Below are 13,904 nucleotides of genomic sequence, written 5' to 3' on the forward strand. Positions count from 1 at the left end.
TGTCGAATCTAACGCAGGCGTGATCGATTGTGACTGCTTTGGCTGTAAATTTGACATGAACGATCACTGAGCGCAGGCTGGGCTGGTGCTGTCCTCCGCCGAAAAACCCTCAGCCACTCATCTCTCCGCCGAGATCGCCTCGCAGCCCGACAACTGGACCGGGGCGCGGACCGTTGCCGCGACCCATCGCGCACTGCTTCCGGTCTCCGGCGACAGTGTGGCCGCGATCGGTTGCGGCACATCCCTTTTCATGGCGCGCGCGTACGCGGCGCTGCGCGAGGGGTCCGGACAGGGGCTGACCGATGCCTGGCCCGCCGGGCAGATGCCGATCGGCCGCCGGTACGACAGGTATGTGGTGATCTGCCGGTCCGGCACCACCACCGAGGTGATCGATGCGCTGCGCGCGCTTCCGGCCGGGGCGCCGCGCACGATCATCTGCTCGAGCCCCGGCACACCCGTGCTCGCACTGGGCGATTCGATCCTCATCGATGAGGTGGACGAGCGGTCGGTGGTGCAGACGCGCTTCGCCACCACCGCGCTGGCCATCCTGCGCTGGAGCCTCGGCGAGGATCTCACGCCCGTAATCGCCCAGGCCAGAGCGGTATTGGCCGAGGAGCCCGCGACCGCTCTCGGCGCGGTGCGGCACGCGGACCAGATCACCTTCACCGGAATGGGTTTCGCCGCCGCGCTGGGCGAGGAGGCGGCGCTCAAACTGCGTGAATCCTGTCAGTCCTGGACCGAGTCCTACCTGTCCACCGAGTACCGGCACGGGCCGATCAGTATCGCCGCGCCCGGGCGTGCGGTGTGGGCGCTGGGTCCGCTGCTGCCCGGATTCGCCGCGGATATCGCCGCGACCGGGGCACATCTGGAGCACCGGGCCATCGATCCGATGGCGGATCTTGTTCGCGTGCACCGGCTCTGTGTGCTCCGTGCGGCCGATCTGGGCCTGGATGCCGACCATCCGCGTAGCCTCACTCGCTCGGTAGTTCTCGATTCCTGAGCGGAGCCCGGCATGAATCTGCAAACCGTCATCGGACTTGGAGCGGACGCGCTCGTGCTCGGTCTCGATGTCGGCGGCACCACCATCAAGGCGGAAATCACCGACGCCGAGGGCGTCGCGCTGGCCGCCGGTGATATCGCCACCCCGCGCGGAGCGGCGGCTTTCACCGCCATGCTGGAGCTCGGAGATGCGCTGCTGGGCAAGCTCTCCGCGGCGGAGCGGTCGCGGGTGGAACGCGCGGCGGTCCTGCTGCCCGGGGTGGTCGACACGGACCGGTCGATCGCGGTGTTCAGCAGCAATATCGGCTGGCGGAATGTGGCGGTGGGTACCCGGTTCAGTGATCGGTGGGGGATGCCGGTGCTGCTCGAACACGATGTGGTGGCGGCCGGCTGGGCGGAATGGCGGTTCGGCGCGGGGCGCGACCGGGATTCGGTCTGTGTGGTCATCATCGGCACCGGAATCAGCGGAACCCTGTCCGTGGGTGGGCGATTCGTACGCGGCGGTATCGGCCAGGCCGGGGAATACGGCCATATCGCGGTGCGCAAGGACGGCCTGCCCTGCCCCTGCGGCAATACCGGCTGCGTCGAGACGGTGGCCTCGGCCGCCGCCATCGCCCGCGCCTACGCCCGGCGCACCGGTACCGAATGCCTCAGCGCGGCAGTGGTCTTCGACCGTCTCGCCCATGATTCGGAGGCGCGTGCCGTTCTCGACGATGCCGTCGACGCCCTGGCCGCCGGGCTGCTCGGCGTCGTCCATGCCACCTGCCCCGAACTGATCGTGCTCGGCGGCGGCCTCGCCGGCGCGGGCGACGCCCTGGCCCACCCGCTGCATCAGGCCCTGACCGAACGCCTGCGTGTGGTCCCCGCGCCCGAAGTGGTCATCGGCGCCTTCGGCGCGCGCGCCGGGCTCACCGGCGCCGCCCTCTTCGCCAAATGCGGTGTGCTCGCATGACCACTGCGAGAGGCGCCGACCCGATAAGCCCGTGCCGGCGGCGGACCCCACACCGAGCTGCGGGCCGCACGCGGAGGTCGGGCGCATGAGCGGCGCTTGGCGGAATCCCGCGCGCCTGTCCACGAGCGGAGGAGGCCGGGCGGAGCAGGGTGCCGGCAGGTGGGGTTCTGATGCGGGGATGCATATTCGCGGGCGAGTCCTCTCGGCCACGCAAGATGTCGCCGACGGGGTGATCTCTGTGGCGGGGGAGCGGATCACCGCGGTGCACTCTCTTGCCGAATGGGTTGCGACGCATCCGAGTTCGGCGGAATTGCCGTTCGAGGGGACGGTACTGCCCGGGTTGGTCGACATCCATGTGCACGGGGGTGCGGGGCATCGGTTCGACACCGTGGATCAGGGGGAGGCGGCGGGGGCTGCGGAGTATCACCGGGCGCGGGGGAGTACCACCGTGCTGGCGGGGATCGTGAGCGCCGCACCGGACGCGATGGTGGCGCAGGTCGCGGCGCTGCGGGAACTGGCCGAGTCCGGGGTGATCGGGGGGATCTATGCCGAAGGGCCCTTCCTGGCGGCAAAACGCTGCGGTGCGCACGATCCGCGGTATCTCATCGATCCGAATGCGGGGCTGGTGCGGCGGCTGCTCGCTGCTGCCGGTGGGCAGCTGCGAATCATGACTTTGGCGCCGGAGCTTCCCGGATTCGATTCCGTGGCAGGATTATTGGCTGATCACGGGGTGACGGTCTCGCTCGGGCACAGTGATGCCGACTTCGCGTGCTTCCGGGAGGCTTTGCGGCCTCACGGTCCTGCGCGTTCGGTGACCCATCTCGGGAACGGGATGCCGCCGCTGCACCATCGATCGGCTGGGCCGGTGGCCGCCGCGCTTACGGCCGCGGCGGGTGGCAATGCCTCGGTGGAGCTGATCGGGGATGGGGTGCACGTCGACTCCGGGTTCGGCGCACTGGCTTTCGCTGTCGCTCCGGGGCGGGTCGCGCTGATCACCGATGCCATGGCGGCGGCCGGGATGCCGGACGGCGCCTACCGGCTCGGATCGCAGGATGTGCGGGTCAGCGATGGGGTGGCGCGTATCGCGAATGGTTCCATCGCCGGTGGCACCGCGCATCTGCTGCGGTGCCTGGTCTGGGCGGTGCGTGAATGCGGTGTGTCCCTGGCCGACGCGGTGCGCGCGGCCACCGCGACACCGGCGGGCATTGCCGGTCTGGCCGATGTCGGTGAGGTGCGCGCCGGGGGATATGCGGATCTTCTGGTGGTCGACGACGAATTGGCGTTGCGCCGGGTGCTGTATCGGGGGCGCTGGCTGTGATTCTCACGGTGACCATGAATCCCGCCTACGACCTGACCTATCGGCTCGATCGCTTCGAATACGGTGCGGTGCAGCGGGTTCCGGTGCTGACGCAGCGGATCGGCGGTAAGGGAATCAATGTCTCGCGGGTGCTGAAGGCGCTGGGGAACAGTTCCGTGGCAATGGGATTCGCCGATCACGCCTTCGCCGTCGAGGCGGCGCGTGAACTGCCGGTCGACTTCGTGACCGCGCTGCCGCGGGTGCGGCGCACCGTCGTCCTCAGTGAGGCCGACGGCACCACCACCGGATTGTGGGAGCCGGGTGCGGAATTGGCCGATCCGGAGCGGGCCATGGCGGATCTGCGCCGCCGGATCGGTGAGCTACTGCCGGCGACCCGGGGCCTGGTGATCTCCGGTTCGCTGCCCGGCGGGGTGCGGCCCGACTTCCCGGCCGAGCTGGCGCGGCTCGCGGTCGCCGCCGGAATCCCCGTCATCTGTGATGTCGACGGTGCGGCGCTGCACGCGGCGGTGCGGGTGCCGGGCGTGGTGCTCATGCCCAATACCGATGAGCTGCTTGCTCTGACAGGTGTCGCGCCGGGCACTTCCGCCGAAGTGGTGACGGTGGCGAAGCCCCTGCTGGATGCCGGAGTCGCCGCGATCGTCGCCACCCGGGGCCACGCGGGCATGGTGGCCGTCACCGCGACCTGCGCCTGGTCCGCGCACTCGCCGGAGGTGATCTCCGGTAATCCGACCGGTGCGGGTGATGCCGCCGCCGCTGCCGTCATTGCCGGACTGGCCGCCGGAATCGGCTGGCCCGCGCTGCTTGCCGATGCCGTCGCCACCTCGGCGGCGGCCGTGGCCCGGCCGGTGGCCGGCGAGATCGACCACGAACTGCGGGATCGCCTCATTCGACAGGTTCGAGTGGAACCGGTGGGCGGGCCGAATATTCAGGAGCAGCCATGCCTTTGACACCTGTCCCGAGACTGATCGAGCTGGCCGGGCCGGGCGGACTCGGCGCCTTCAATGTCATCACCCTCGAGCATGCGGAAGCCATCGCCGCTGCGGCCGAAGCCACCGAAAGGCCTGCGATACTGCAGATTTCAGAGAATACGGTGAAGTATCACGGTGGTCTCAGACCACTGGGCCGCGCTTGCCTGGCGATCGCCGAGGACAGTACGGCCGCTCTCGCGGTGCATCTGGATCATGCGACGGATACCGCACTGATCCGGGAGGCGGTCGAGCTCGGACTCGGCTCGGTCATGTACGACGGCGCCGTGCTCGCGTACGGCGAAAACATCGCTGCGACAGCAGAAATCACGCGCTGGTGTCATGAGCGGGAGGTTTTCGTGGAAGCGGAACTCGGCGAGGTCGGTGGCAAGAACGGCGCGCACGCGCCGGGCGTGCGCACCGATCCGGACGAGGCGGCCGCTTTTGCCGCCGCCACCGGTGTGGACGCCCTGGCCGTGGCGGTCGGGTCGGTGCACGCCATGCAGACGCGGGCCGCGCTACTGGACGAGGAGCTCATCACCCGCCTCGCCGCGGCTCTCGATATTCCACTGGTGCTGCACGGCTCCTCCGGCGTGCCCGACGAGGGTCTGCGCGCGGCCGTCCGGCACGGCATGGTCAAGATCAATTACGGCACCCGCCTGAATATCGCGCTCACCGAGGCCGTCCGCATCGCCCTGGCCGCCGCCCCCGGAACGTCGGATCCGCGAAAGTACCTAGGCCCGGGACGTTCCGGCATTCAGCGGGATGTCGAACACCACCTGCGCGTCATTGCGGCCCGCACGCTGCGCGCCGTGCCGAACTGAGCTTTCGACCAGCAAGTATTCCTCGCACGAATTGCTGCCTTTGCGAACCTCTTTGCTGACCTTTCGCGAGGTTTGGGGGTTGCGTCCGTTGCTCGGACGTGGACTAGCTGTAGTGGTGATCCTCACCGTGACCATGAACCCCGCCTACGACATGACGTACCGGGTCGAGCATTTCGAGCGGGGTCGTGCGCATCGGGTGCGATCGGTGGACCAGCGGCTCGGCGGTCGCGGTATCAATGTGAACCGGGTGCTCAATCAGCTGGGCAAGTACGCACGCGCCACCGGGTTCTCGGACCACTCCTTCGCCGCCGCGGCCGAATTGGAGATGCCGGTCGACTTCGTGCACGCGCTGCCGTGGGTGCGCCGCACCGTCGTGATCAGCGAATCCGATGACGGCACCGCCACCGCGCTGTGGGAACCCGGACCGCGCATTTCCGAACCGCACGCCGTGGACCAGTTGCGGGTGCGGGTGGCCGGAATGCTGTCCGATATGAGCGGCATGGTGATTGCCGGATCGCTGCCCGGCGGCGTCGACGCCGGCATGCCCGCCGAGCTCGCCCGGACCGCGGTGCGCGCCGGGGTGCCCACCATCTGTGATGTGGACGGCGCGGCGCTCGAACTCTCCGCCAAGGTGCCCGGGGTGGTCCTCATGCCCAATATCGAGGAATTGGAACGGCTCACCGGCCGTCCCGCCGGTACCGCCTCGGAAATCCTGGCTGCCGTGGATCCGCTCATCGCGGACGGTGCCGGCGCGGTCATCGTCACCCGCGGTGGGCTCGGCATGATCGCCGTGACCGCCGGCCGGGCGTGGTCCGCCGCGCTACCGAAAGCGCTTGCGGGCAATCCCACCGGCGCGGGGGACGCCGCTGTCGCGGCGGTCATCTCCGGCCTGTCCGCCAATCCGGCTCCGCACTGGCCGACCCTTCTCATCGATGCGGTCGCCACCTCCGCGGCCGCCGTTGTCATTCCGGTCGCGGGTGAGATCGATCGTGTGCTCCGGGATCGCCTCACTCCCACCGTCCGGGTGACCGAACTCGAACCCGTTGCCGCCCGGCCGTAGTGCCGCCCGCGCAGCCGCCCGTTTTGTCGGAAATGACTGACCTGTAGCGGCGGCGTGGTTTCGGGGGAGGCGGTGGATGACGGGGTAAATTCGGTGGGATGTCGGACCTCCGAATGCCGCCCGATCAGGGGCCGGACCTGGATGAGACATACCGAATGCCGCGGGCGGTGCGCGCGGCACAGGTGATCGCGGTCGGGATGGCCGTGGTGGGGATTCTGTGTGCCGCATCGTCCGGATGGTTGCTGGGCGCCCGGTCCGCGATGGAGACGGCCGTACCGTTCCTGCCCAGCTGGCTGCTCGGGCTGGTGGCCTTGACCTTCCAGTCGGTAGGGCAGTCGGTGCGGATCGGGGCGATTCTGCTGGCCGTGCTGGAAATGTTCTGGACGGTGCCGTCCATTACCGAGGGGCATCCGCCGGGGCCGCTCGGGCCGATCAGTGCGCTCGCGGTGATCGTGCTGCTCTTTCGCCGGGAAGCCCGGGACTGGTTCGAACCCGCCGCCTGGTGAAGGTTCGGTAATCGAGTTCGGTCATCGGCCGTAACAGGTTGGTCATCTCGTCGCCCGATTCGCAATGTCCGCGCAATTCCCGGCCTTTACCGTGACCCTATGAGTTCGGAAGTCGGCCCAGTGAGTTCGGACGTTGCCGCCGGAGGAACAGGCATTCATATCAGCGGTCTGAGCAAGACCTTCCGGTCCGGGCGGCGCAGCGTCGCCGCGCTGGACGCGGTGGATCTGCATACCGCGCAGGGGGCGTTCCTGTCGCTGCTCGGCCCGTCCGGATGCGGGAAATCCACCATCCTGCGCATTCTGGCCGGACTCGACACCCCGAGCGCCGGCACCGCCCGCATCAATGGCGAGACCCCGGCGGAGCTGCGGCGGCGGCACGAATTCGGTATCGCCTTCCAGGATTCGGCGCTCCTGCCCTGGCGCAGTGTGGAATCCAATATCAAGCTGCCGCTGCAGGTCGCGGGGTTGCCCGCGGATCCGGAGCTGATCGCGGACCTGGTCGCGCTGGTCGGCCTCGAAGGCTTCGAGAAGGCCAAGCCCGCACAGCTGTCCGGCGGTATGCGGCAACGGGTTTCGATCGCCCGCGCCCTGGTGGTGAAGCCCAGCATCCTGCTGCTCGACGAACCCTTCGGCGCACTCGACGATATGACGCGCCAGCGGCTGAACCTGGAACTGCTGCGCATCTGGACCGAAAAGCCCGCTACCACACTGATGGTCACGCACGGCATTGCCGAAGCTGTCTTCCTCTCGGACGTGGTGGCGGTGATGAGCCCGCGACCGGGCCGCGTCGTCGAGATGGTCGATATCGACCTCCCTCGCCCGCGCACGCCCGAGATGATGCGCACCCCCGAATTCCACAAGCTCTGCGATTACCTCTCCGAACTGCTGTTCGGTCGCACCGGGCAAGGCGGGGTGGTGGCGGAATGACCGGCGTGGCAACGGAAGTCGAGACGGCGCGCGGCTGGTCCGCGCTTCGCGCCCGCCTACCCTCGACCGGACTCGGCGGACTGGCGGGGATCGTCGCGCTGCTCGCGGTCTGGGCGCTGCTGGCGGCCATGAAGGTCGCGAACGGCACCATCCCGGGACCGTGGCTGGTGCTGCACACCATGTACAGCGACGGCTGGGCGCTGTACGGGCCCAACTTCCGGGTCACGGCCCAGGGTGCGCTGCAGGGGTTCGTGTGGGGCAATGCGCTCGCGATCGTGCTGGCGCTGCTGGTGGTGCTGATTCCGCCGATCGAAATGCTGGTCACCCAGCTGGCCATCCTCAGCTACTGCACGCCCCTGCTGGCGCTCGGGCCGATCATTCTGGTGGTTTTCGGCGGGCGCACCCCGACGGTGTTCCTGGCCGCCATGTACTGCTTCTTTCCCACCATGGTCGGTGCGGTGACCGGGCTGCGCTCGGCCGACAGCACCAGTCTCGATCTGGTGCGCGCGTACGGCGGCGGGCGCTGGCAGCGCATGCGGCAGGTGCAGCTCATCTCGGCGCTGCCGAATACCCTGGCGGCCTTGAAAATCGCCGCGCCGTCCGCGGTGCTCGGCGCGATCATCGGCGAATATCTGGGCGGGGTGGACAGCGGTATCGGGGTGGCGCTGACCGCCGCGCAGACCTCCTACAATGTGCCGCGCACCTGGGGTATGGCCCTGGCCGCCGCCGCGCTCGCCGGACTCGGCTACGCCGTGGTGTCCCTGGTGGCGCGACTGGCGCTGCCGTGGACCCGAGCTGAGGCGCAATGAGAAACGAGCAGGCCATGAAGACACTGAAGGCATTGCAGGTACTGCGGCCCATCGGGAAATTCCTGCTGCCACTGGTGGTTTCGCTGATCCTGCTGGTGGTGCTCTGGTACGGGTTCCTGGCGCTGTACCCGCAGGTCGGCCTGGTCGGCAAGAGTCCGGGCGATGTCTGGACCTATCTGGTGACAGGTCCGAACTCGGGTACGGCCCGCCAGGCGCTCTTCGCCGAAATGCGAATCACCCTGCGCGACGCCACCGTCGGCTTCGGCCTCGGCATGGGCGGGGCGCTGCTGGTGGCCGCCCTCTTCGTCGGCGTACCCGCCATCGCGCAGGCCTTCATGCCGGTCGCCATGCTGCTGCGCTCGGTGCCGCTGGTGGCGCTGACCCCGATCATCGTGCTGGTATTCGGCCGCGGACTGCTCGGCGTCACCGTCCTGACGGCGGTCGTGGTGTTCTTCCCGGCCCTGGTCATGATCATGACCGGCCTGCGCGGCGCACCCCGCCAGGCCATGGAACTTGTTGCCGCATATGGTGGCTCACCCTGGACGGCCATGCGGATGGTGTCGGTTCCCGCCGCCCTGCCCTCGGTTTTCGCGGCCGCCCGAGTCTCGGTGCCGGGCGCCCTGATCGGCGCGCTGCTCGGCGAATGGCTCGGCAGCGGAACCGGATTGGGAGCGGGCCTGATCCGCGCCATCCCGACCTTCCAGTACAACCGCCTCTGGGCCTCGATCGCCTTGGTCACGGTCGTCTCGGTCTGCGCCTACGCGGTGGTCGGCGTCCTGGAGAATCTGGTCCTCGCCCGCTTCGCCCCCCAGCGCGGCCACGACTGAGCCCGGATCACGCAGCGGCACAGAGCAACCCGGCTGCGATCAGCTCCACACCGCAGTAGAACCACATCGGATAGAACCTGACGGAGCGGTCGAGCGCGCGGGGAACAATGCGCCCGGCGCATGCCGCCCAGTGCGGCCGCCACCGCCAGGACCGCTCTCGTGCGAATACCACCCACATTCGCCGCTGCCACACCCAGCAGTGCGTGCGCGGTGCACTCATTCCGCCGCGCACCACACATCAGGTCATTGCCGGTGGGGAGCGGATGCTCTTCTTCTACATCGATCCGGTGGCCATGGATCCGCGGATCGATGCCGCGCTGAAAACTATTCGCAGCGATTTTGCCGCCAACCCCACGGCGGCCGAACTCGCCGCGGCGGCGAAGCTCTCGGTCCCCCGATTCCTGCATTCGTTCTCGGCGGAGACCGGGACCAGCTTCCGCCGGTACCGGCTCTGGGCGCGGATGGCGCACGTCGCGCGGGCCGTGGGGGAGGGCGCGGATTTCACCACGGCGGCAATCGAAGCCGGATTCGCGTCGCCTAGTCATTTCAGCGATACGTTCCACGCCATGTTCGGATTGACTGCCAGTGCGTTGCTGCCGGGTACCCGGGTGGTAGTGGAAATGCGAAAGTAAAACGATGGAAACTGACACACCCTAGATTCGGTCTATGAGTCGTATGTCCCGGCCGGTTCCGGCCTCCCCGCTGTCCCTGGATCGGCGATCCTTCTTCCGCTTCGCCGGGCTCACCGCCGGCGTGGTCGCCGGCGGCGGAGTCCTCGCCGCCTGCGGCAAGGATTCGTCCGGGTCCAACAATGGCACCACCAGTGACGGTTCGAAATACGGGACGGTGGCCGTACAGCTGTCCTGGTTGAAGAACATCGAATTCGCGGGTGAATACTTCGCCGATTCGAAGGGCTACTTCAAGGACGCCGGGTTCGGATCGGTGAATCTGGTCGCGGGCGGCGCGGCCAGCACCTCGGTGGAAGCCGGTCTGACCACCGGCAAGATCTGGATCGGCATGTCCGCGCCGCAGACCACCGCGCCCGCGGTGCTTGAGGGCCTGAACGCCAAGATCGTGGGCGCCACCTATCAGAAGAACCCGTTCTGCATCGTGAGCTCGGCCGCGAAACCCATTCACTCGCCGCAGGATATGAAGGGCCGCAAGATCGGTGTGCAGGACACCAATCAGCTCATCTTCAACGCGCTGCTGACCGCGAACGGCATGTCGCCGAGTGACGTCACCATCGTGCCCGCGCAGTTCGATCCGTCACCGCTCGCCAACGGTGAGGTCGACGGCTGGGTCAGCTATGTCACCAATGAGCCGATCACCCTGGCCGCCAAGGGCTTCGCCAATGCCAATTTCCTCTTCGCGGACTTCGGGCTACCGCTCGTCGCCGAATCGCTGACCGTGAATCAGCGGACGATCGACAATGAGCGCGAGAAGCTGAAGGCCTGGCTGGCCGCCGATATCAAGGGCTGGCGGGACGCGGTGGCCAATTCCGCCGAGGCGGCGCGACTGGCTGTGGAGGTGTACGGCAAGGATCAGCGGCTCGAACTCGGCGAGCAGACCAAGGAGGTCACGGCGCAGAACGGTCTGGTCGTCTCGCCGGAGTCGCAGGCCAATGGGCTGTTCACCATGTCGGACGATCTCATCGCGAAAAACATTGCGGCGCTGGGCAAGGCCAAGATCAGCATTACCGCCGACAAGCTCTTCGATATGTCGATTCTCAAAGAGGTCTACGCGGAGCATCCCGAATTGAAGGCGCCGATCGCCTGAATCAGGAGACCAGCGACGACGAATGCTGACTGATCGAGCCGCCCAGACTGGACAGCGGCTCGGCGGTCGTTTCATTGCGGACCGCCAGCAATTCCGCGGCAATGGACACGGCCGTCTCGGCGGGGGTGCGAGCACCCAGATCCAGCCCCGCCGGGGCGTGCAGGCGCGAGAGGGTTTCGTCGTCGAAGCCGCCGGCCTGCAGCGCCTCCATGCGATGGGCGTTCGCGGCGGTCGAACCCAGGGCGGCCAGGAAGCCCAGCTCGGGTAGTCGCAGCGCGATGGTGAGCAGCGGGATCTCGAATTTGGCGTCGTGTGAGAGCACCACCACCGCTGTGCTGGAGGTGATTTCACCCGCCGCCGCCAGGGTGTTCAGATAGCGGTGCGGCCAGTCGACCACCACTTCGCAGCCGGGATAGGCATCGGCATTGGCGAAGGTGGCGCGGGCATCGCAGACCGTCACCCGATAGCCGAGCAGTTTGGCCTGGATCGCGAGCGCACCGGCAATCGCATTGGCGCCCACGATGATCAGGCGCGGCGGGCGGGTGAAGGAGGAGACGAACACATCCGAATCCGGCAGCGACACCAGCTCGGTGCCGTGTTTGCGATCGGTGATCAGATGCTGCCCGATCACATCGGGATCGTTGTGCCACACCACCGTGAACACGGTGACCTGACGCTGCGCCACCATATCGGCGGCCACATCCGGGAATTCGGGAAAATGCCTGCGTGAGAACGGTTCCGTGAAGACATCGAGGGTGCCGCCGCAATCCATACCGGCATCCAGGCCGCTGCCGGGCGCGAAGCGGTGCAGCCCGCGGCGGCCGGTGTGGGCTGCCTCCAGGGCCGCCTCGTAGGCCGCGGCTTCCGCGCATCCCGCCGACACCGAACCGAAGGCCCGGCCCTCCGCATCCACGACCATTGCCGCACCGATCGGCAGGGGTGTCGGTCCGACCGTCCGCACCAGGGTGGCCAGGCCGCCCGTTCGCCCGCTGTGCCATACGCGAAGTAGGTCGTCGACGATATCCCGCATTTACTTGCTCCCGATCACCGTGTGCCGCACGGGTAGTCCCATTCGATCCCCGTCGCAAGGTCATCACACGTGACGCACACCATATCCGCTCTTCTGCGCAAATAAGTCCTGGCACCAGAATTTCCCGTGGCATTCACACAAGCGCCCGCTCCGTGCTTCGGACCGAGCACAATCAAGGATGCGGTATCGCCACCGGTGGCAATCCCGAGCGCAGTAATCCTCATGCGAGTAATCCCCACGGGGGTTATCCCCGCCGCAACGTTGTGCTGCGGGCGGACATCTCCCGTTCGCGACCTGTTCTGCAGCGGTCCGAGAGCAATGCGAGGGGTTTGCGAGACCTGGCGGATTCCCGCACCGGCCAGTGCTTTCGGCATACCGCGCCGGTCTCCGGCGCCGGTCGGCGGCACCCTCTGATCGCGGCATTCCGAGCTCATGCCCGCGAGGGTAGCGCCGCGCGCCGATATTCGCTGCTCGAGTGGCGAAGGCCGTAACCATGACCGATCCTGGAGAGCGATGACGGAGAACAGGATCGGCCTGGACGAATTCGCCGCACTGCCCGAGACGGCCGCGGCGGACATGTTGCTGACATGCTGCTCGTCGCCCGCCTGGGCGCAGGCGGTGGCGGCACGACGGCCCTACGCGACCATCGACGAGGTGCTGCGCGCCGCCGATACGGAGCTGGGGGAGATCAGCGAAGCCGAGATCGACCGGGCGCTCGCCGGACATCCCCGCATCGGGGAGCGGCCGGACAGCGCGAACTCGGCGCGCGAACAAGCCGGCATGGCCACTGCCGACACCGCCGTGCGCACCGCCATCACCGCCGGAAACCGGGAGTACGAGGCAAAATTCGGGCATGTGTACCTGGTGTGCGCCACCGGGCGGACACCGGAGGAACTGCTGGAGGTGCTCACCGCTCGTCTCGGAAACGAACCCGCTACCGAAAGGCGCATCGTGCGAGAGGAATTGGCGAAGATCAACCGGATCCGGCTGCGACGCCTGCTGACTACGGGGGTGACGGTATGAGCTCGCTCAGTACCCATGTGCTCGACGCCGTGCGGGGCACACCCGCCGCCGGGGTCGAGGTGACGCTGTTCGCCTGGGGTGGTGACGAATTGGGGTCGGGGTTCACCGATGCCGACGGGCGCATCGCCGGACTGGGCGGCGAACTCGCGGCCGGTGACTACCGGCTGCTCTTCGCGACCGGAGCATATTTCGAGGCGCAGGCCGTCGACGCCTTCTATCCCGAGGTGAGTATCGCCTTCTCGGTCATCGAGGAACGCCACTATCACGTCCCCCTGCTGCTCTCGCCCTTCGCCTTCTCGACCTACCGGGGCAGCTGACCGGTCGATCGAATCGGTCCACGCCTGATCGATCGAATCGGCCCCACACCTATTGGTGCGGGGCCGATTTCGGTATGGCGTCCGGCTCAGAAGAGGGCGATCGAGGCGGCCAGGCCGGCGAGGGCGATGGCCTGGAGGCCGACGCGGTAGGGGAGGATGCTGTCCCAGTTGTCCTGCAGGGCACGGGCATTCGGCGGAATGATGCCGGACTGTGCGGCCGCGGTCTGGGCGGTGTTGATCGGCTTGGCGACGCGGACGTAGAAGCCCAGCCAGGTCAGCAGGGCGATGACGGCGATACCGGCGGCGACGGCCGCGCCGATCTGGCCCGCGACGGCGGCGACGATGGTGGTGAGTACCGCGGTGACGACGCCGCCCGCACCGAAGGCCGGCATGCGCTTGTCGCCGTAGAAGTGGCCCCAGCCGGCGGCGACGGTCACCTGTGCGTCGTCGAGGTGCTTGTTGACCGAGCGGGTGATGACCGACGCGCAGATATCGGTGCCGTAGACGGCGCCATTGGCGAGTACGGCGGCGATGGCGATGATCTGGCCGGTGGTGGTGAGCATCGGGGGCC

Annotated in this window: 16 protein-coding genes; 14 read left to right on the forward strand and 2 right to left on the reverse strand. The window is 67.9% G+C overall.

All coding sequences use genetic code 11. The annotated features are described in order from the left end of the window. Window positions 1–85: 85 nt before the first annotated feature. The 12 genes from OG716_RS33800 to OG716_RS33855 all read left to right on the forward strand — a co-directional run bounded on the left by OG716_RS33800 (window position 86) and on the right by OG716_RS33855 (window position 10,963). On the forward strand, window positions 86–1,000 hold the full coding sequence (locus OG716_RS33800; RefSeq protein WP_405134445.1) for an SIS domain-containing protein: 915 nt from the start codon (window positions 86–88) through the stop codon (window positions 998–1,000). A gap of 12 nt (window positions 1,001–1,012) precedes the next feature. Further along, a complete protein-coding gene (locus tag OG716_RS33805; protein WP_405134446.1) occupies window positions 1,013–1,951 on the forward strand; it encodes an ROK family protein in 939 nt (312 codons plus the stop codon). Between the two features lie 178 nt (window positions 1,952–2,129). After that, complete coding sequence (locus OG716_RS33810; protein WP_405134447.1) at window positions 2,130–3,269, forward strand: N-acetylglucosamine-6-phosphate deacetylase; 1,140 nt, start codon at window positions 2,130–2,132, stop codon at window positions 3,267–3,269. A gap of 8 nt (window positions 3,270–3,277) precedes the next feature. Then, window positions 3,278–4,216 (forward strand): hexose kinase, encoded by a 939-nt coding sequence (locus tag OG716_RS33815; protein ID WP_405134448.1) that lies wholly within the window; start codon window positions 3,278–3,280, stop codon window positions 4,214–4,216. Next, window positions 4,207–5,058: a class II fructose-bisphosphate aldolase gene (locus tag OG716_RS33820; RefSeq protein WP_405134449.1), complete on the forward strand. Its 852-nt coding sequence runs from the start codon at window positions 4,207–4,209 to the stop codon at window positions 5,056–5,058. Before OG716_RS33815 ends, OG716_RS33820 begins: the two co-directional genes overlap by 10 nt. Before the next feature lie 112 nt (window positions 5,059–5,170). Beyond that, the gene (locus tag OG716_RS33825; RefSeq protein WP_405134450.1) at window positions 5,171–6,118 is read left to right on the forward strand and encodes a hexose kinase; all 948 of its coding nucleotides are present in this window, start codon (window positions 5,171–5,173) and stop codon (window positions 6,116–6,118) included. A 98-nt stretch (window positions 6,119–6,216) separates the two neighbouring features. Continuing rightward, window positions 6,217–6,624 (forward strand): hypothetical protein, encoded by a 408-nt coding sequence (locus OG716_RS33830; protein ID WP_355129087.1) that lies wholly within the window; start codon window positions 6,217–6,219, stop codon window positions 6,622–6,624. Between the two features lie 99 nt (window positions 6,625–6,723). Next, window positions 6,724–7,551, forward strand: coding sequence for an ABC transporter ATP-binding protein (locus OG716_RS33835; protein ID WP_405134451.1), 828 nt, complete (start codon window positions 6,724–6,726; stop codon window positions 7,549–7,551). Continuing rightward, entirely contained in the window at window positions 7,548–8,360 is an 813-nt protein-coding gene (locus OG716_RS33840) for an ABC transporter permease (RefSeq protein ID WP_405134452.1), read from the forward strand. Before OG716_RS33835 ends, OG716_RS33840 begins: the two co-directional genes overlap by 4 nt. Before the next feature lie 14 nt (window positions 8,361–8,374). Further along, window positions 8,375–9,187: an ABC transporter permease gene (locus tag OG716_RS33845; protein ID WP_405134453.1), complete on the forward strand. Its 813-nt coding sequence runs from the start codon at window positions 8,375–8,377 to the stop codon at window positions 9,185–9,187. A gap of 107 nt (window positions 9,188–9,294) precedes the next feature. Beyond that, window positions 9,295–9,819, forward strand: a complete 525-nt coding sequence (locus tag OG716_RS33850; protein ID WP_405134454.1) for a helix-turn-helix domain-containing protein — start codon at window positions 9,295–9,297, stop codon at window positions 9,817–9,819. A 43-nt stretch (window positions 9,820–9,862) separates the two neighbouring features. Further along, a complete protein-coding gene (locus tag OG716_RS33855; RefSeq protein ID WP_355129364.1) occupies window positions 9,863–10,963 on the forward strand; it encodes an ABC transporter substrate-binding protein in 1,101 nt (366 codons plus the stop codon). Window position 10,964: 1 nt separating this feature from the next. On the opposite strand, the gene OG716_RS33860 is transcribed toward OG716_RS33855, so the two are convergent. Next, window positions 10,965–11,993 carry an XdhC family protein gene (locus OG716_RS33860; protein ID WP_355129099.1) on the reverse strand — a complete coding sequence of 343 codons (1,029 nt, stop codon included), beginning with the start codon at window positions 11,991–11,993 and terminating at the stop codon, window positions 10,965–10,967. A gap of 513 nt (window positions 11,994–12,506) precedes the next feature. Here OG716_RS33860 and uraD point away from each other — a divergent pair. After that, entirely contained in the window at window positions 12,507–13,016 is a 510-nt protein-coding gene (gene uraD, locus OG716_RS33865) for a 2-oxo-4-hydroxy-4-carboxy-5-ureidoimidazoline decarboxylase (RefSeq protein WP_405134455.1), read from the forward strand. Beyond that, window positions 13,013–13,333, forward strand: coding sequence for a hydroxyisourate hydrolase (uraH, locus tag OG716_RS33870; RefSeq protein ID WP_355129103.1), 321 nt, complete (start codon window positions 13,013–13,015; stop codon window positions 13,331–13,333). Before uraD ends, uraH begins: the two co-directional genes overlap by 4 nt. Window positions 13,334–13,419: 86 nt before the next feature. On the opposite strand, the gene OG716_RS33875 is transcribed toward uraH, so the two are convergent. After that, window positions 13,420–13,896, reverse strand: a complete 477-nt coding sequence (locus OG716_RS33875; protein WP_405134456.1) for a DUF1772 domain-containing protein — start codon at window positions 13,894–13,896, stop codon at window positions 13,420–13,422. Between the last annotated feature and the right edge of the window lie 8 nt (window positions 13,897–13,904).

The sequence above is a fragment of the Nocardia sp. NBC_01388 genome, assembly GCF_045040085.1.
In the GTDB taxonomy this organism is placed as follows: domain Bacteria; phylum Actinomycetota; class Actinomycetes; order Mycobacteriales; family Mycobacteriaceae; genus Nocardia.